The 16,359-nt window shown below is 72.7% G+C and carries 19 protein-coding genes; 10 read left to right on the top strand and 9 right to left on the bottom strand.

Features of this window, described 5'->3' with window-relative positions:
• From AOK00_RS16335 to AOK00_RS16320, 4 genes are all read left to right on the top strand, one after another.
• Positions 1-808: ABC transporter permease (locus AOK00_RS16335; RefSeq protein WP_055601043.1), on the top strand; the 808-nt coding region annotated here is incomplete at its 5' end.
• The gene (locus tag AOK00_RS16330; RefSeq protein WP_055601042.1) at positions 805-1,587 is read left to right on the top strand and encodes an ABC transporter ATP-binding protein; all 783 of its coding nucleotides are present in this window, start codon (positions 805-807) and stop codon (positions 1,585-1,587) included. The genes AOK00_RS16335 and AOK00_RS16330, both read left to right, overlap by 4 nt.
• The gene (locus AOK00_RS16325; RefSeq protein ID WP_055601041.1) at positions 1,584-2,456 is read left to right on the top strand and encodes an ABC transporter substrate-binding protein; all 873 of its coding nucleotides are present in this window, start codon (positions 1,584-1,586) and stop codon (positions 2,454-2,456) included. The genes AOK00_RS16330 and AOK00_RS16325 overlap by 4 nt, the downstream gene beginning before the upstream one ends.
• Positions 2,453-3,535: an LLM class flavin-dependent oxidoreductase gene (locus AOK00_RS16320; protein WP_055601040.1), complete on the top strand. Its 1,083-nt coding sequence runs from the start codon at positions 2,453-2,455 to the stop codon at positions 3,533-3,535. The genes AOK00_RS16325 and AOK00_RS16320 overlap by 4 nt, the downstream gene beginning before the upstream one ends.
• Here the strand turns inward: AOK00_RS16320 and AOK00_RS16315 are convergent.
• Positions 3,525-4,400: a hypothetical protein gene (locus AOK00_RS16315; RefSeq protein WP_055601039.1), complete on the bottom strand. Its 876-nt coding sequence runs from the start codon at positions 4,398-4,400 to the stop codon at positions 3,525-3,527. The two genes, AOK00_RS16320 and AOK00_RS16315, sit on opposite strands and share 11 nt — an antisense overlap.
• A gap of 247 nt (positions 4,401-4,647) precedes the next feature.
• Here AOK00_RS16315 and AOK00_RS16310 point away from each other — a divergent pair, with 247 nt between their 5' ends.
• Positions 4,648-4,905, top strand: coding sequence for a WhiB family transcriptional regulator (locus AOK00_RS16310; RefSeq protein ID WP_055601047.1), 258 nt, complete (start codon positions 4,648-4,650; stop codon positions 4,903-4,905).
• A 215-nt stretch (positions 4,906-5,120) separates the two neighbouring features.
• Here the strand turns inward: AOK00_RS16310 and AOK00_RS16305 are convergent, their stop codons facing one another.
• The 3 genes from AOK00_RS16305 to AOK00_RS16295 all read right to left on the bottom strand — a co-directional run bounded on the left by AOK00_RS16305 (position 5,121) and on the right by AOK00_RS16295 (position 7,617).
• Entirely contained in the window at positions 5,121-6,095 is a 975-nt protein-coding gene (locus AOK00_RS16305; RefSeq protein ID WP_055601038.1) for an acyl-ACP desaturase, read from the bottom strand.
• Positions 6,096-6,474: 379 nt separating this feature from the next.
• Complete coding sequence (locus tag AOK00_RS16300) at positions 6,475-6,750, bottom strand: hypothetical protein (protein ID WP_367870040.1); 276 nt, start codon at positions 6,748-6,750, stop codon at positions 6,475-6,477.
• A gap of 15 nt (positions 6,751-6,765) precedes the next feature.
• Entirely contained in the window at positions 6,766-7,617 is an 852-nt protein-coding gene (locus tag AOK00_RS16295) for a helix-turn-helix domain-containing protein (protein WP_055601037.1), read from the bottom strand.
• Between the two features lie 167 nt (positions 7,618-7,784).
• On the opposite strand from AOK00_RS16295, the gene AOK00_RS16290 reads away from it, so the two are divergent.
• Positions 7,785-8,258 carry an ATP-binding protein gene (locus AOK00_RS16290; RefSeq protein WP_254047382.1) on the top strand — a complete coding sequence of 158 codons (474 nt, stop codon included), beginning with the start codon at positions 7,785-7,787 and terminating at the stop codon, positions 8,256-8,258.
• Here the strand turns inward: AOK00_RS16290 and AOK00_RS16285 are convergent.
• The 3 genes from AOK00_RS16285 to AOK00_RS16275 form a co-directional block, all read right to left on the bottom strand.
• Positions 8,212-9,921 carry an ABC-F family ATP-binding cassette domain-containing protein gene (locus tag AOK00_RS16285; RefSeq protein ID WP_159041775.1) on the bottom strand — a complete coding sequence of 570 codons (1,710 nt, stop codon included), beginning with the start codon at positions 9,919-9,921 and terminating at the stop codon, positions 8,212-8,214. The genes AOK00_RS16290 and AOK00_RS16285 overlap by 47 nt on opposite strands.
• 310 nt (positions 9,922-10,231) lie before the next feature.
• Positions 10,232-10,648 (bottom strand): SsgA family sporulation/cell division regulator, encoded by a 417-nt coding sequence (locus AOK00_RS16280; protein WP_055601035.1) that lies wholly within the window; start codon positions 10,646-10,648, stop codon positions 10,232-10,234.
• A gap of 193 nt (positions 10,649-10,841) precedes the next feature.
• Positions 10,842-11,306 (bottom strand): (4Fe-4S)-binding protein, encoded by a 465-nt coding sequence (locus AOK00_RS16275; RefSeq protein WP_055601034.1) that lies wholly within the window; start codon positions 11,304-11,306, stop codon positions 10,842-10,844.
• 177 nt (positions 11,307-11,483) lie between these two features.
• Here AOK00_RS16275 and AOK00_RS16270 point away from each other — a divergent pair, with 177 nt between their 5' ends.
• Entirely contained in the window at positions 11,484-12,581 is a 1,098-nt protein-coding gene (locus tag AOK00_RS16270) for a WD40/YVTN/BNR-like repeat-containing protein (RefSeq protein WP_173861575.1), read from the top strand.
• Between the two features lie 60 nt (positions 12,582-12,641).
• Here AOK00_RS16270 and AOK00_RS16265 read toward each other — a convergent pair whose 3' ends face one another.
• Positions 12,642-12,941, bottom strand: a complete 300-nt coding sequence (locus AOK00_RS16265; protein ID WP_055601033.1) for a YciI family protein — start codon at positions 12,939-12,941, stop codon at positions 12,642-12,644.
• 118 nt (positions 12,942-13,059) lie between these two features.
• Between AOK00_RS16265 and AOK00_RS16260 the strand changes: the two genes are divergently transcribed.
• Both AOK00_RS16260 and AOK00_RS16255 read left to right on the top strand, forming a co-directional pair.
• Positions 13,060-13,755, top strand: a complete 696-nt coding sequence (locus tag AOK00_RS16260; RefSeq protein WP_055601044.1) for an endonuclease V — start codon at positions 13,060-13,062, stop codon at positions 13,753-13,755.
• Positions 13,756-14,048: 293 nt separating this feature from the next.
• Positions 14,049-14,420 carry a VOC family protein gene (locus AOK00_RS16255; protein ID WP_055601032.1) on the top strand — a complete coding sequence of 124 codons (372 nt, stop codon included), beginning with the start codon at positions 14,049-14,051 and terminating at the stop codon, positions 14,418-14,420.
• Positions 14,421-14,448: 28 nt separating this feature from the next.
• Here the strand turns inward: AOK00_RS16255 and AOK00_RS16250 are convergent, their stop codons facing one another.
• Positions 14,449-15,639, bottom strand: coding sequence for a saccharopine dehydrogenase family protein (locus AOK00_RS16250; protein ID WP_055601031.1), 1,191 nt, complete (start codon positions 15,637-15,639; stop codon positions 14,449-14,451).
• 250 nt (positions 15,640-15,889) lie between these two features.
• Here AOK00_RS16250 and AOK00_RS16245 point away from each other — a divergent pair.
• A partial coding sequence (locus tag AOK00_RS16245; protein ID WP_173861574.1) for a CoA transferase occupies positions 15,890-16,359 on the top strand: 470 nt, incomplete at its 3' end.

Here is a 16,359-nt window from a genome sequence, read left to right as displayed (position 1 = left end):
GGTCACGCCCCGCCCCCATGTCCGCCGCCCCCGCTCCCGTACGTACTCCCTCACCGTCCGCGCCCTCGGCCCGGTCGCCCTCCTCGCCCTCTGGTGGACCTCCTCCGCCACCGGGGTCCTCACCCCCGACGTGCTCGCATCGCCCTCCCAGGTCATCGACGCGGTCGGTGAGCTGTGGGGGAACGGGCAGCTGCCCGACGCGCTCGCCACCTCCCTCACCCGCTCGGGGCTCGGTCTCGTGATCGGTCTCGCCGCCGGGCTCACCCTCGGCATCACCACCGGCTTCACGCGGCTCGGCGACGAGCTGCTCGACTCCTCGCTCCAGACGCTCCGCACGATCCCGTTCCTCTCCCTCGTCCCCCTCTTCATGGTCTGGTTCGGGATCAACGAGACCGCGAAGATCCTTCTCATCGCGGTCGCCACCACCTTCCCGATGTACGTCTCCACCAGCGGCGGCGTCCGCAACACCGACCGCAAACTCGTCGAGGCCATGCGCAGCTTCGGGCTCGGCCGGCTCGCGATCGTCCGCCAGGTCGTCCTCCCCGGCGCCCTGCCCTCGCTCCTCGCCGGACTGCGGCTCTCCATGACGCTCAGCGTCATCGCGCTCATCGCCGCCGAGGAGATCAACGCCACCGAGGGCATCGGATACCTGATGTCCCAGGCCCAGAGCTACGCCCGCACCGACATCCTCGCCGTCTGCATCCTGGTCTACGGCCTGCTCGGCCTCACCGCCGACGTTCTCGTCCGGGGCCTGGAGCGGGTCCTCATGCCCTGGCGCACGGCCGGTCCCGGGGGAGGAGCCCGATGACGCCGTCCGCATCGTCTCCCGTCACGGCGGTACGGGTACGGGGCCTGCGCCGTGTCTTCGGCACCCGGCCCGTCCTCGACGGCCTCGAACTCGACCTGAGGCGAGGGGAGTTCCTCGCCCTTCTCGGTGCGAGCGGCAGCGGCAAGACCACCCTGCTCCGTATCCTCGGCGCCCTCGACGGAGCCGACGGGGGAGAGGCGCTCGTCCCCGAGGCCCGCACGATCGTCTTCCAGGAACCCCGGCTCATCCCCTCCAAGAAGGTCCTCGCCAATGTGACCGTCGGCCTCCCGCGCGGCGCCGCGACCCGGGCCACCGGACTGCGGGCGCTCGCCGAGGTCGGTCTCGAACGTCACGCGGACGCCTGGCCCGCCACCCTCTCCGGCGGCGAGGCCCAACGCGTCGCGCTCGCCCGAGCCCTGGTCCGGGAACCCGAACTCCTGCTCCTCGACGAGCCGTTCGCGGCTCTCGACGCGCTGACCCGGCTCCGGATGCAGGACCTGGTCGGCGAGCTGCGCCGGATCCACCGCCCCGCGGTGCTCCTCGTGACGCACGACGTCGACGAGGCCGTACGCCTCGCCGACCGGGTCGCCGTCCTGCGGGACGGCCGACTGGTCACCGACGAGCCCGTCACCGTCCCCCGCCCCCGCGACCCCGGCGACCCGGCCTTCGTGGCCCTGCGCCGCCGCCTCCTCGCCGACCTGGGCGTCCACGCGCCCGGCGAGGCGGCCACGTCCACCCCCGAGCCCGCCCCCGCATCTCCCGAAGGAGCCTCCGTATGAGCGTCGTCATCGGTGTCCACCGCAGCAACCCCTCCCTCTACCACCTCTCCCGACTCGGCTACGCGGAGGAGGAACTCGCCTCCCTCGGCGAGACGGTGACCTGGCACCCGTACACCGACGGGGTCCGCACCGGCGCCCATCTCGCCGACGGCACCATCGACTTCGGCGGCACCGGCTCCACCCCGCCGGTCACCGCGCAGGCCACCGGCCACGACATCGTCTACACCGCCGTCTCGGCGCCCCGCCCCGATCACGGCGCACTCCTCGTCCCCGAGGACAGCCCGGTCCGTACCGTCGCCGACCTGAAGGGCGGCACCGTCCATCTGGCCGTCGGCTCCTGGCAGACCCACCTCGTCGCCAAGGCCCTGGACGACGCGGGACTCTCGTACGCCACCGACATCACCGCCGTTCGCGCCGACCCGGGCAGCGAGGAGAAGCTCCGTACCGGCGCGATCACCGCCTGGGTCGCCCAGGGCGCCGAGCTCGCGGCGGCCCGCCGCACCGGTGGGCTGCGCACCCTGATCCGTACCGGCGAGGTCATCAGCGACCGGTCCGTCTTCTTCACCCGCCGCGACCTCGCCGAGCAGCGGCCCGAGGTGGTGGAGGCGCTCACCCGGGCGCTCCGGCGGGCCGACGGCTGGGCCGCGGCGCACCCGCGCGAGGCCGCCGAGATCGCCGCCGCGGACCAGGGCGGCACGGTCGACGACTGGGAGACCGCGCTGCGCGCCCTGCCCTGGACGATCGAGGAGGTGGGAGAGGAGTTCGTCGCCGAGCAGCAGCAGGCGGCCGACATCTTCCACCGCACCGGGTTCATCGACCGCGCGATCAGCGTCGCCGACGCCCTGCCCCGGAAGGCAGGCTCCCGATGACCTCACCGGCACCCGAGGTCCTCTGGTACATCATCCCGCGCGAGGGCGCGTACCCCTGGGAGCCGGCGGGCCGCCGCCCCGTCGACCTCGGCTACCTCGCACAGCTCGCCGGAACCGTCGAACGCCTCGGCTACACCGGTGCGTTGCTGGCCACGGACCTCTACGACGTGTGGCCGCTGGGTTCGGCGCTCGCGGCGTCCACGAGCACCCGGTTCAAGCCGCTGCTCGCCGTCCACCCCGGGCTGGTCGCACCGACCCTGCTCGCCAAGATGGCGCTCAGCTTCGACAACCTGTTCGGCGGGCGGCTCCGCTTCAACGTGGTCAACGGTTCCACCGCCTCGCTGCGCGAGTACGGGCTCCACGTCGAGCACGACGAACGGTACGAACTGAGCGCCGAGTACTGGTCGATCGTCAAGCGGCTCACGGCGGGCGAGGTCTTCGACCACAAGGGCCGCTTCTACGACCTCAGGAACGCCGGCGCCTCCTTCCGCGACCTGCGGCCCGTCCAGGAGCCGCACGTCCCCCTCTGGTTCGGCGGATCCTCGGCGCCCGGGATCGAGATGGCCGCCGAGCACGTCGACGTCTACCTCACCTGGGGCGAGCCGCCGCACCTGCTGAAGGAGAAGCTCGACCACGTACGGGCCCGGGCCGCCGCCCACGGCCGTACCCTCCGCATCGGCCTGCGCCTCCACCTCATCGTCCGCGACACCGAGGACGAGGCGTGGGCGGCGGCCGACCGGCTCCTGGACGTCACCAGTGAGGCGACGTACGCGCGGCAGCTCGGCGAGCGGGCCGGCGAGGACGGCGTGGGCTGGCAGCGCCAGTTCCGCCAGCACGGCGGCAGGGTGCCGGCCAGGGCGCGCGAGCTGGAGACCCACCCGAACCTCTGGCCGGGCATGAGCCTGTTCCGGCCCGGTCCCGGCACGGCGGTCGTCGGCTCCACGGCCCAGGTCGTGGAGCGGCTCAAGGAGTACCAGGACCTGGGCGTGGACACCTTCATCCTGTCCGGAAACCCGCTCCTGGAGGAGGCGTACCGGGTCGCCGAGACCGTTCTGCCCGCCCTGGGGGTCAGCCGCTGAGATCCCACACGGCCCATGCGGTGAACGGTTCGTCCTGGACGTAGATCCTGGTCGCCCGTGCGACGACCCGGCGGCGCCCGACGGGCGTGCCGTCGGGCCGGGTGAGGAGCGCGACACCGGTGGGCTCGACGGTGGTGCCGGTGAGCTCGCCGTACGCGATCCGGTCCTGTTCGTCGCCGTAGCCGCCGAAGAAGGCGACACGCCCCTCGTGGACGGCTACCGCCTTGGCGCCCCGCACCGGGTTGGCGCGCACGCGCACGGGCCGGCCGGGGCGGATCTCCAGGAGCGGGAAGTCGGTGTACGGGCAGGCCCAGGCGACGGAGTCGGCCACGTTCAGGGCGTAGCAGTCCATGATCCAGCCGGCCCCGGGCACGTCGCCGCTGCTCCATCGGAGTTCACCCGTCGCGCTCCAGCGGCGGATGCCCGCCGGATTCTCGTCGAAGTGCCCGACCCAGAGAGCTCCGCTCGGGTCGGCGAGCAGGTGCTCGATCGCGTCCCCGACGGTGAAGGACCAGGTCTCGCGGCCCAGTGCGTCGAAGACCTGTACCTGGCGGCAGTCCACGTCGGCATCGGCGTCGGCGAGGCGGGCGCGGGCCGAGGCGACGACGAATCCGCCGTCCGGCAGCCTGTCCAGGTACGGAAACCGGGCCCGCAGGGCGCTCAGTTCCGTGACCTCGACGCCGCCGCCGTCCTGTACGGAGACGACCAGCGCGTCGAAGGGGTGCCTGTCGCCACCGGGCTCCGGAGCGCGCTCGGTGAGCAGCCAGTGGGCGGCGCCGAAGGCGTCGACGGTGCTGGTCAGGACATGACGGTCGTGGTACGTGCGGGGCAGGCGGGCGTAGGGCACGAGTGCGGTCGTCTGCACGGGTGGGCTCTCCTCGGTGGCGCGGGTAGGGGCGACGGTGGCGGGAGTCACCCGGAGGCGCGCGAGCGCGGGAGAGCGGAGCGGGGCGCCTACGCGGCATGGGCCTTTCTGGTCGTCATGCGGCCATCATCGCCGATTTCCGGCGAGGCCGCGAAGAGTTTCGGCGCGCCGCGTTGCAAACAGCCGCGAACGTCGCATTGATCGAACGTTGATGGCTCGTTTACGGCCCTCCGGCAGCGTGTACGCCATGCAGACCTACAGCACCGTACTGACCGCACCGGAGCCCGACATGTCCTGGCAGGAGACCGCTCTGTGTGCTCAGGCCGGGCCGGAGTTCTTCTTCCCGGCGCCCGGCTCGTCCACCCGCGAGGCCAAGCAGCTGTGCGGCGCCTGTGAGGGGCGGGTGGCGTGCCTGGAGTACGCGCTGCGCAACGACGAGCGGTTCGGGGTGTGGGGCGGGCTCTCCGAGAAGGAGCGGTTCCGTCTCAAGCGCCGAGAAGGCTGAGCGGGCGCGCGGACGCCTCGGCGCGGGGGTACGAGGGGTCCGGAGGCGCGGCAGGACGGCTGCGGCAGGACGGCTTCGCCTACGACGGGCGCGGCACGACGGGCGCGGCAGGCTGATCACAGCCTGCCGCGCCCGTCTCGTGTCAGCGCTCGCGACCGGAGGGTCGCTCAACCGCTCGCTCAGCCGGTCGTCCGGCCGGTCGGCCGGTCCGTCGCTCAGCCGGCCGCGCGGGCGGCCATGCGGGCCTTGCGGGCGGCGAGCTTCGCGTCGAACTTGCTGGCCTCGGAGTCGAGACCGTCCATGTACAGCCCCAGCTCCTCCTGCGCCTGCAGACCGTCCGGCCCGAGGCCCTCGATCTGGAGGACCTTCAGGAAGCGGAGGACGGGCTGGAGCACGTCGTCGTGGTGGATGCGCATGTTGTAGATCTCGCCGATCGCCATCTGCGCCGCCGCCCGCTCGAAGCCGGGCATGCCGTGTCCGGGCATCCGGAAGTTGACCACGACGTCCCGCACGGCCTGCATGGTCAGGTCGGGGGCGATCTCGAACGCCGCGCCGAGCAGGTTGCGGTAGAAGACCATGTGCAGGTTCTCGTCGGTGGCGATCCGGGCCAGCATCCGGTCGCAGACCGGGTCGCCGGACTGGTGGCCGGTGTTCCGGTGCGAGATGCGGGTGGCGAGCTCCTGGAAGGCGACGTACGCCACGGAGTGCAGCATCGAGTGGCGGTTGTCGGACTCGAAGCCCTCGCTCATGTGCGCCATCCGGAACTGCTCCAGCTTGTCCGGGTCGACGGCGCGCGAGGCGAGCAGGTAGTCGCGCATCACGATGCCGTGCCGGCCCTCCTCGGCGGTCCAGCGGTGCACCCAGGTGCCCCAGGCGCCGTCGCGGCCGAAGAGGCTGGCGATCTCGTGGTGGTAGCTCGGGAGGTTGTCCTCGGTGAGCAGGTTGACGACGAGGGCGATCTTGCCGATCTCGGTCACCTTGGACTGCGCCGGGTCCCAGGCCTCCCCGTCCTCGAAGAAGCCGGGGAAGTTGCGGGCGTCGGACCACGGGACGTACTCGTGCGGCATCCAGTCCTTGGTGACCTTCAGGTGCCGGTTGAGCTCCTTCTCCACGACCTCTTCCAGCGCGTAGAGCAGCCGCGCGTCGGTCCACCCTGTCGAGCTGCCGAGGTGGGGAGAGGTGAGCGTCACGGGGACTCCTGGGGACGGAGAGGGGGCATACGGGCATACCTACGGATTCGTAGGTTACGAGACCGTAGGTTAAGGCTCCGTAAGGCGTCGGCCAAGCCCGAACCGGCGATGTCCGGTTACGTTCCGTTATGTGCGCTGCTCCGGTGCGGTGCCGGAGACGCAGGTCACGTCCTGGGCGCCCCGCGGAGGTCCTCGGAAAAACTACGCAGAGCAGATGCCCGGCGGCTCGGCGCAGTCGGCCGGCGGCCCGAAGCGGATGGCTTTCCGGCGCCCGGACGGCGAGTCTCGGTGCGAAGCGGATGGCTTTCCGGCGCCGGGGCGGCGGTTCCGGCCCGAATGGATTGGCTTTCCGGCGCCCGGACGGCGCCCGGGGCGCCGGTCAGAGCAGATGGTCCGCCGCGCCGGCCTTCACCGCGTGGATCAACGCCCGCAGTGCCTCCACCGAGTCGCTGACGTACGCGCCGGGGGCCAGGGTCGAGCCGATGTACGCCCGGCCCGCTTCGTCGAGGCCGAACCGGAAGCAGTTGGCGCCCTCGCTGCAGAAGGCCTCGTCCCAGTCGATCTCGACGGCGGGACGGGCGGACCGGGGAGTGACGGTGGTGTCGGCGGACGCGGCGGAGGCGGGCGCCGCGGGCGTGGCGGTCGTGAGGTTCATCGTGTGGGGGGTCCTTCACAGTTCCTGGGCGACGGTGCGGACGAACGCGCGTGAGTCTTCCGTGGACAGGGTGAGCGCGCGCAGTCGGTCCAACAAGCCCCTGTACCGGCGCAGTTGCATGTCGGCGTCGAGAAGGAGGGAGCCGTGGGAGGAGTCGAGCTGCACGGTGTCGAGCTGTGCCACGGGCGCGGCCACATAGGTGAACGACTGGCCCGCTCCCGGGAAACCCCCCGCGGTGAAGGGGATGACGCGCACGGTGACGTTGTCCCGCTCGGAGTGCGCCAGGATGTGCTCCAGCTGCTCCCTGGCGACCTTCGGTCCGCCGAACTGCATGCGCAGCGCCGCCTCGTGGATCACCGCCTCGTACGGGACGGGCCGGTCCCGGTCGAGGACCTCCTGGCGGCGCAGCCGCAGGGCGAGCCGGGCCTCCAGGTCGGGTCCCGGCAGCGGCGGGACGGCGGTGTCGAAGACGGCCCGCGCGTGATCCTCGGTCTGCAGGATGCCCGGGATGTGGGTCGTGACGGCGGTGTGCAACTCCCGCGCGTGGTGCTCCAGTTCCGCGATGTCGATGAGTGCGGGCGGCAGCAGTCCGCGGTGCTCCTCCCACCAGCCGCGGTCCCGCTCATGGGCCATGGCGGCGAGGAGGTCGACGAGTCCGGTGTCCGGGCAGCCGTAGTTGAAGGCGAGGGTGCGGACGCGCTCGGGGCTGATGCCGAAGCGGCCCGACTCGATGTTCGGGATGCGGGTGCGGTCGACGCCCAGGAGGGCGGCGGCCTGCTGGGCCGACATCCCCGATTGTTCGCGCAGTCTGCGCAGTTCGCTCCCGAGTCGCTGCTGTCGTGCGGTCGGGCTGCTCCTGGGTGGCACGCTCGATCTCCCCTTCGTTACGTGACGCCGGTTATGGCCGGAATGCCACGAGTACCCGCAAGTAGTAGCACTGTGCTCCGGTCGTACGCTACGGTCGGTAGCGCAAGTCTCACACGGGGCTACCGACCGTGTGGAGGGACCCCCATGCACCCCCATGCACAGGAAAAGTGAGCAACCCGATGAAGGGCGCCCTGCGTTGCCTCCCGTCCGCCGCCGCGGCCGGGCCCATACCCCCCGCCACGGAGAACCTCAGCTACTCCCTGCTTCTCCCCGGAGGCGCCTACTGCGCCGGTCTCGCACGCCGGTCGATCGAGTCACTCCTCGACCGGCACGGCCTCGACGACCTCTGCGAGACCGCCGCCCTCGCCGCCTCCGAACTCGTCGCCGCGGCCTACCGGTTCACCCCCGACCGGGAGATGGTCCTGCGCGTCCGCTGGCAGTACGAGGCGCTGCGGATCGTGCTGTACGACCAGCATCCGGCCCACCACTCACCCGGCGCGGCCGAGGAATGCCGCGACCGCCGCAGCCGCAGCATGTGGCTGCTGGCCGCGGCGGTCGACGCGCACGGAGGCGACTGGGGCCTCGCCCCCGTCCTCACTCCGGGCGGCGGCACCAAGTCCTGGGCGTTACTCCACCGCTAGACCCGGGCGCGAGCCGGTCCTGGCGGGGGCTCGCCACCGCTTCCCGTACCTCCTCCGCCGTCGTGGGCCGCAGCTCACCGTCGAGCAGCAGCCAGCGGGTGATCCCCAGCGACTCCAGGAAGGTCACGTCGTGGCTCGCCACGATCAGCGCCCCCTCGTACGCGTCGAGGGCCGCCGTCAGCTTCCGCACCGATGCCATGTCCAGATTGTTCGTCGGCTCGTCCAGCATCAGCAGCTGCGGCGCCGGCTCCGCGAGGAGCAGCGCCGCGAGCGTCGCCCGGAACCGCTCCCCGCCCGACAGGGTGCCGACGGGCTGATCCGCCCGGGCTCCCCGGAACAGAAACCGTGCCAGCCGCGCCCTGATCGCGTTCCCCGTCGCCGTGGGCGCGAACCGGGCCACGTTCTCCACCACGCTCAACCCGTCGTCGAGGACATCGAGCCGCTGCGGCAGGAAACGGAGCGGCACCCGCGCCTCCGTCTCGCCCGAAACCGGTTCGAGCTCCCCGGCGATCGTGCGCAGCAGCGTCGTCTTCCCGGCGCCGTTCCTGCCGACCAGCGCGATCCGCTCCGGACCGCGCAGCTCGAACCCGCCGGCCACCCGGGCCCCGTACCGCAGCTCCAGGTTCCGCAGGAACAGCACCTCGCGGCCCGGTGGCACCGAGGTGCGCGGCAGTTCGACGCGGATCTCGTCGTCGTCCCGCACCGCCTCCACGGCGGCGTCGAGCCGCTCCCGGGCCTCCGAGAGGCGCTCGATGTGCAGTGCCTTGTGCTTGCCGGCCGAGACCTGGGCCTCGCTCCTGCGGTTGTTCGCCACGATCTTCGGAACGACCTTGTTCTCGAAGCTCTTCTGTCCGTACCGCTTGCGGCGGGCCAGCTTCATCCGGGAATCGGCGAGTTCCCGCTTCTGGCGCTGAACGTCCGCCTCGGCGACGCGGACCATCCGCTCCGCCGCGTCCTGTTCGGTGGCGAGCGCGGCCTCGTAGTCGGAGTAGGCGCCGCCGTACCAGGTGACGGATCCGTCCCGCAGATCGGCGATCTGGTCGACGCGCTCCAGGAGTTCACGGTCGTGGCTCACCACGACCAGGACTCCGGACCAGTTCTCCACCGCCTCGTACAGCCGTGCGCGGGCGTGCAGATCCAGGTTGTTGGTCGGCTCGTCGAGGAGCAGCACATCGGGCCGGGCGAGCAGCAGCGCGGCGAGGCGCAGCAGGACGGACTCGCCGCCCGAGACCTCGCCGACGGTCCGGTCGAGACCGACGGCGCCCAGCCCGAGCTGGTCGAGGGTGGCGCGGGCCCGCTCCTCGACGTCCCAGTCGTCGGCGAGGGCGGTGAAGTGCTCCTCGGCCGCGTCGCCCGCCTCGATGGCGTGCAGGGCCGCCCGCTTCGCGTCGATGCCGAGGATCTCGTCCACGCGCCGGGAGGTGTCCAGAACCAGGTTCTGGGGGAGGTGGCCGAGCTCGCCGGTGACCCGGACCGTGCCGGAGGCCGGGGTCAGCTCGCCGGCGATCAGCTTCAGGAGAGTGGACTTGCCGGAGCCGTTGAGCCCGACGAGACCGGTGCGGCCGGGGCCGACGGTGAGCCGGAAGTCGTCGACGACCTCGGTGCCGTCGGGCCAGGAGAAGGAGAGCGAGGTACAGGTGATGAAAGTGGGGTGATGCGCCATGGAGGCCTCCCGGATGCGTGAGCGCAGACGTGACGTGATGCGACGCGTGGAGACACCGGGGCGCGGGCTGTCTGTCGTGAGAACGGCTCGTACGCCGAGGTCGAGAACGGCACACGCGGCACAGGGGGCACGCGCGGCACGGTGTCTCGCAACCTCAGACGAGCAACGTCCTTCTCCGATCGGACGACGACATGGACGTGATGAACGGTAGGCAGGGGAGCGGGAGGGGGCAACCGAATTACGGGCCGAGCCCTGGATGACCCGGGAACAGGGCCGGGGCGTCGGCGCCGGGTGCCCCCGGAGCCGACCGCTACGGGTGCTCGCGCAGCAGCTCCGCCAGATCCTGGTCCCAGTCCAGGTACTGGTGCTCGCGCCCGGCCGGCACCAGGAGCTGCGAGCGCTCCAGGAAACGGCGCAGTTCCGACGTCCGGACATGAACCATGGCCACGCCTTCCGGGGCGTGGAACTCGACCACCGTGCGGTCGTACCCGTACGGACGGAGCCGTACGTCCCCGACGCCGGCCGGGCGTTCGACGCCCTGGACGAGCAGCTCACGCGCGAAGGCCCAGGAGACCTCGACCCCCTCCAGGGTCGCCGGAGGAGGGAACGCCATGCTCACGGCGTACGGGTCCTCGCGGTCGTACCGCAGGGTGGCGGGGACGGTCTCCATCCGCGGAGCGGATGCGACCAGACGGGCCTGGACGGCCTGCTCGATGACGGCGGACACGACCGGCTCCTTTCACGCGGACTTCGGATCCTGTGCGTCTCCCCGACACCAGGGCACCTGACACCTGGCAAGACGAGCGGAGCGGCCGGAACGTGCACTCCGGATGTGCGTGAGCTGCGTCACGGATGCGGCGAGGGCCGTGCGAGGCGGCGCGTCGAGTGGATCGCCGCAGGTCAGAGGAGGTGGGAAGAGGTCAGCGCGCTTCGGGTACGTCGTCGTCCGGCTCCGCGCAGGGACCGGAGTGGTCGCAGTACGGCATGTTTCCGGAGGCTCCGCAGCCGCAGAGCACGACCCGGGTCTCGCGCCGGTCGCCGTACGAGCCGCCCACGAGCAGGTCCCCGCGCAGCACGAGCTGACCGGACGGCGTCCGGCGGACGGAGGTGGGGGAGTCGGGGTGTTCGACGGAGCCGTCCGCCGGGTGGTGATGCAGCGCCCCGGAGGGGCACCGGCGGACGACCTCCGCCACCAGACCGGCCTCGGCGGCGTCGGGCAGCACCCACGGACGCCGGGAGAGATCGAAGACCTCGGGCAGCCCGTGCACGCACTCGGCCGCGTGCAGACACCGGCGCGGCTCGAACGTGACGGTGATGCCCTCGCCCTCGTACTCCTTGAGCTTCGGCTTCTCGTCGGCCGCTCGCTCGCTCGTACGGTCGGTCATGGCACCCAGCCTAGGCCTGTCGTCGGACTCCCGTCGTCGCCCGAAGGGCGGCCCCGCGGCGTCAGGTGCGTGCATGGCGTCGCGGGGCGGACGGGAGTGTGACGACAGGGCCTGGGAACCCCCGGCGGGGGACGCACCCTGGACGGGGAGGGGCCGTGGGCACTAGCTTCCGGCGCCATGACGTCCATGGGGAACACGAGACGAATGATGTCGGTGGGACTGATCGGGGCGGCGCTCGCGCTGACCCTGGCCGCGCCCGCGCGAGCCGGGGAGACCCCCACGGCGGCGACCGACAGGAACGCGGCGGGCTGGGAGCTGACGCCGACCGGTACCGACGCCCGATTCCGCGGGCTCGCGCCCGTCGACCGCAGGACCGCCTGGGCCGCGGGCTCCAAGGGCACGGTGCTGCTGACCACCGACGGCGGCCGGAGCTGGCGAAACGTATCGCCGCCGGGCGCGGGCGAGCTGGAGTTCCGTGACGTGGAGGCGTTCGACGCCCGCCGCGCCGTCGTCCTCGCCATCGGAGAGGGCGAGGCCTCGCGCGTGCTGCGCACCGAGGACGGCGGCGCCACCTGGACCGAGTCCTTCCGCAACACCGATCCGCGGGCCTTCTACGACTGCATGACCTTCTTCGACCGCAGGCACGGACTCGCCATGAGCGACCCGGTCGACGGCAAGTACCGCATCCTCGCCACCCGCGACGGCGGCCGTTCCTGGCAGGTGCTGCCGAACGCCGGGATGCCGGACGCGCTCCCCGGAGAGGCGGGCTTCGCCGCGAGCGGCCAGTGCCTGGTGTCGGCCGGGCCGCGGGACGTGTGGCTGGCGACCGGCGGCGGAGCCACCGCGCGCGTGCTCCACTCCTCCGACCGGGGGCTGACCTGGACCGCCACCGTCACGCCGATCCCGGCGGGGGACCCGGCCCGCGGCGTCTTCGGCCTCGCCTTCCGCGACCGCGCGCACGGCATCGCCGTCGGCGGCGACTACCGCAAGGACCAGCCGTCCCCGCAGGCCGGGGCGGTCACCGGGAACGGGGGCCGCGGCTGGAGTGCCTCGGCCACTCCGCCGCCCGCGTACCGCTCCGGCGTCGCCTGGCTCCCGCACAGCAGGGACGCGGCGCTCGCCGTCGGCCCGACCGGCACGGACCTCACCACCGACGGCGGCCGCACCTGGCGCACGGTCGACACCGGCTCGTACGACACGGTGGACTGCACGCCGGACGGCTCCTGCTGGGCGGCGGGCGAGAAGGGAAGGATCGCCCGACTGGGCCGCCACTGACGGGTAGGCCTTCAGAAGGGCCGTGGGAAGGGCCGTGAAAGGGGCCGTCGCGAGGGGCCGTCAGGACGGAAGCCGCTCCCGGAACGCGGCGAGCTCCTCGGCGGTCCTGGTCGCGTAGAACTCCGTGATCCGGTACGCACAGACGCCCTCGACGCTGAACGGGTCGGCCGCCACGATCTTCTCGATTGCCGCGCGGTCGACCCCGGCGGCCAGGATCACGCCGCCGTCGCGCGGGTTCTTGCGGCCCGAGGCGACGATGACGCCGGCGGCGTACTGCGCGTCGAGCCACTCGATGTGCGCGTCGAGCAGCGCGTCCACGCGCTCGACCGGCGCGGTGTAGGTCAATTCCAGAACGAACATGATCGCCAGGCTACCGGGCGAGGCCCGGACCCCGGCGGGCCGTCCCAGCCCCCGGACGGCGCTCTACGGTGCACGGGCTGGGAGCCGGTCGACGGGCGCCCGTAGGGTGGCCCGCATCATGACGATCATCGAGATTCCGGCGGGCTGGCCCGTCGACGAGGCCGCCGCCCGGGCCGTCCAGCAGGAGCTGTGCGGACGCCTCGTACGCGACGAGGAGGGGCCGGCGGTCGGCGTGGGCCACGTCACGGGGCTCGACGTGGCCTACGACGACGAGCGCGATCTCGTCGCCGCCGCGGCCGTCGTCCTGGACGCGCGGACCCTGGAGGTGGTGGAGGAGGCCACGGCGGTCGGCCGGGTCTCGTTCCCGTACGTCCCCGGGCTGCTCGCCTTCCGGGAGATCCCGACGGTCCTCGCCGCGCTCGACCGCCTGACCGCCGACCCCGGTCTGCTCGTCTGCGACGGCTACGGCCTCGCCCACCCCCGCCGCTTCGGCCTCGCCAGCCACCTCGGGGTGCTCACGGGCCGGCCGTCGATCGGTGTCGCGAAGAACCCGTTCACCTTCACCTACGAGCAACCGGGCCCGGAACGCGGCGACTTCGCCCCGCTCCTGGCGGCCGGTGAGGAGGTCGGCAGCGCCCTGCGCACCCGGGCCCGGGTGAAGCCGGTCTTCGTCTCCGTCGGCCACCGGGTCTCCCTGCCCAACGCGTGCGCCCACACCCTCCACCTCACCCCCCGCTACCGCATCCCCGAGACGACCCGCCACGCGGACTCCCTGTGCCGCAGCGCCCTGAGGGAGGCCCTCGGCGAAGCCTGACGCCCGAAGTGGCCCGGTGGCCCGTGCCCCTTGTCCCGTCAGCCTCCCCGGACGCGCGACCACATGAGCCGGAGACCGGCCGCAGCTCCCGAGTACGTCGAGCGGCAAGCTGAGTACCTGTACGGATACCGGGTCGCGCGGGGGACCGGCAGAGTGGGGTGCATGACAACACCCCTTTCCGTTTCGTCGCGTTCCGCGGGGCGCGGCCCGAACCCGAACCCCGACGGGGCCGTTCCGGTCGTCCCCGCCCGGGTCCGCGCCATGCCGTACGTTCTCGTTGAAGGGGTCTCGGTGTGATCGGGCGTCTGCGGTGCCTCGTTCTGGACTGCCCGGACGCCTGGGAACTCGCCGAGTTCTACCGGCAGTTGATCGGTGGTGAGGTGGAGAGCCCCGAGGCCCGGTGGGCCGTCGGTGAAGGGTCCGCCGTGTTGCGTGGTGACGGCGGTCCCGTGCTCGCCTTCCAGGGCGTGGCCGACCATCGGCCGCCCGTCTGGGGCGCGCCCGAGCAGCAGTTCCATCTCGACGTGCGGGTCGACGACCTCGATGCCGCACACGAGGCCGTCCTCGCGCTCGGGGCCGAGCCGCTCGACGACGGCGGTGGTGACGCGGCCTGGCGGGTCTACGCCGACCCCGCCGGTCACCCCTTCCGTCTCGTACGGCCCTGACCCCTCCGGTACCCCCGGACCGGGCCGCTCAGCCCCGGTGCGCCACCCGGAAGCGGATGCCCGCCGACCGCAGCCGCCCGATGAGCGCGTCGCCCATCGCCACCGCCGTCGTCACCTGGCCCGAGGTCTTCGGCAGCGGGTCGAAGGCGAGGCTGAGCGCCGACTCGGCGAGCATCTTCGCCGTCTCGTCGTACCCCGGGTCGCCGCCCGAGACCTCGGTGAACACCCGGCGTCCGCCGCCCTCGCCGACGAAGCGCACCGAGAACCAGCTGCGGGCCCGCCGCTCGGCGGACGGTCCTTGTCCCGCCTGGTAACGCTCCATCAGCCAGGCGCGGACCGGGGGCAGTTGGGCCGCCGCCACGCTCGCGCCGATGGCCGCGGTGCCCCCGAGGGCCATCGGGAGCGTCTTCACGGAGGCGTAGTGCCGGTAGCGGAAGTCCGGCCCGTACCGGTCGAGGGCCGCCGCCGAACGGGCCACGACCTGCGGGTCGAGCGTCGGCAGAGGCAGCGCCCAGGTCCCGGTCTCCCGGCTGAACCGCGGCCCGCCCAGCGGCGCACGGGCCCGGCGCCCGACCAACCGCGGTTCGTGCAGCCGCCGTTCGTGCGCCGCCCGGAGAATCTCCCGGCCCCGGCCGAACGCCGTCAGCGCCGAGGCGAAGGTGCCGCCGGAGAACTGCGCCCCGGCCCGGACGAAGCCGTCCACCCGGAGCGGTACGTCCTCCGGAAGCTGCTGGACGGTGAAGTACACGCCCAGGTCGTGCGGGACGGAGTCGAAGCCGCAGGCGTGCACGATGCGGGCGCCGGTCTCCCGGGCGCGCGCGTCGTGCCGTACGTAGGTCAGGTCGACGAACTCGGCCTCGCCGGTCAGGTCCACGTAGTCCGTGCCCGCCTCGGCGCACGCGCCGACGAGCCCGTCGCCGTACCAGACGTAGGGACCGACCGTCGTGGCCACCACCCGGGCGGACTCGGCGAGTTCGCGCAGCGAACCGGGGTCGGCGGCGTCCGCGACGACCAGCGGCAGCTCGGCGCAGTGCGGCCACGAAGCGGTGAGCCGCTCGCGCAGCGCCGTGAGTCCGGCCCGGTTTCGGCCCGCGAGCGCCCAGCGGCACTCCGTGGGCGCGTGCGCGGCCAGATACTCGGCGGTGAGCTCGCCGACGAATCCGGTCGCCCCGAAGAGGACCACGTCGTAGGCCCGTCCCGCGTCCGCCCCTGTGTCCATACAGCCCCTCATTTCGGCCGTACCGCGCCGCCGTGCGCGGTTCTCGTCGTCGGCGGAGGATAGCGGGTCCCGCACCGCACCCCGCCGCCGCCCTACTCCCGAGTACCTGTCCCGGGTGACCGCGAGTACACCCCCGTTCATCTCCGGCATTTTCCAAGCGCTTGCTCGGCCGGGGGGCTTGTGCCGAGTGGAACACGTTCCTAGCATCTCCGGTGTTACATCATTGGTGTCACACACGCCTGGGGGCTCGATGAGCACGACGCACACCGCCGGGAACGGCCCGCTCACCGGGGTACGCGTGGTCGAACTCGCCGGCATCGGCCCCGGCCCCTTCGCCGCGATGCTCCTCGCCGACCTCGGCGCCGACGTCGTCCGCGTCGACCGCCCCGGCGGTCCCGGCCTGGGCATCGACCCGGCCCGCGACCTCACCAACCGCAACAAGCGCTCGGCCGTCGTCGACCTCAAGGCGCCGGACGGCCCCGCCACCGTCCTCGACCTCGTCGCACGCGCCGACATCCTCATCGAGGGCTACCGGCCGGGCGTCGCCGAACGCCTCGGCGTCGGCCCCGACGCCTGTCTCGCCCGGAATCCGCGCCTCGTCTACGGCCGGATGACCGGCTGGGGCCAGGAGGGGCCGCTCGCCGCGACCGCCGGACACGACATCGGCTACATCGCGATCACCGGCGCCCTCGGTATGATCGGCCCCGACCCCGACGGCCC

The sequence above is a fragment of the Streptomyces aureus genome (genome assembly GCF_001418135.1).
In the GTDB taxonomy this organism is placed as follows: domain Bacteria; phylum Actinomycetota; class Actinomycetes; order Streptomycetales; family Streptomycetaceae; genus Streptomyces; species Streptomyces aureus_A.
This window is presented reverse-complemented; position numbering and strand designations above follow the sequence as displayed.

Bases quoted from the DNA above. Each gene is read 5' to 3' on its own strand.
- AOK00_RS16320 (WP_055601040.1), top strand. From the start codon at position 2,453: ATGACCTCACCGGCACCCGAGGTCCTCTGGTACATCATCCCGCGCGAG.
- AOK00_RS16275 (WP_055601034.1), bottom strand. From the start codon at position 11,306: ATGACCGACCGTACGAGCGAGCGAGCGGCCGACGAGAAGCCGAAGCTC.
- AOK00_RS16300 (WP_367870040.1), bottom strand. From the start codon at position 6,750: ATGAACCTCACGACCGCCACGCCCGCGGCGCCCGCCTCCGCCGCGTCC.
- AOK00_RS16310 (WP_055601047.1), top strand. From the start codon at position 4,648: ATGCAGACCTACAGCACCGTACTGACCGCACCGGAGCCCGACATGTCC.
- AOK00_RS16270 (WP_173861575.1), top strand. From the start codon at position 11,484: ATGACGTCCATGGGGAACACGAGACGAATGATGTCGGTGGGACTGATC.
- AOK00_RS16330 (WP_055601042.1), top strand. From the start codon at position 805: ATGACGCCGTCCGCATCGTCTCCCGTCACGGCGGTACGGGTACGGGGC.
- AOK00_RS16260 (WP_055601044.1), top strand. From the start codon at position 13,060: ATGACGATCATCGAGATTCCGGCGGGCTGGCCCGTCGACGAGGCCGCC.
- AOK00_RS16325 (WP_055601041.1), top strand. From the start codon at position 1,584: ATGAGCGTCGTCATCGGTGTCCACCGCAGCAACCCCTCCCTCTACCAC.
- AOK00_RS16250 (WP_055601031.1), bottom strand. From the start codon at position 15,639: ATGGACACAGGGGCGGACGCGGGACGGGCCTACGACGTGGTCCTCTTC.
- AOK00_RS16285 (WP_159041775.1), bottom strand. From the start codon at position 9,921: ATGGCGCATCACCCCACTTTCATCACCTGTACCTCGCTCTCCTTCTCC.
- AOK00_RS16265 (WP_055601033.1), bottom strand. From the start codon at position 12,941: ATGTTCGTTCTGGAATTGACCTACACCGCGCCGGTCGAGCGCGTGGAC.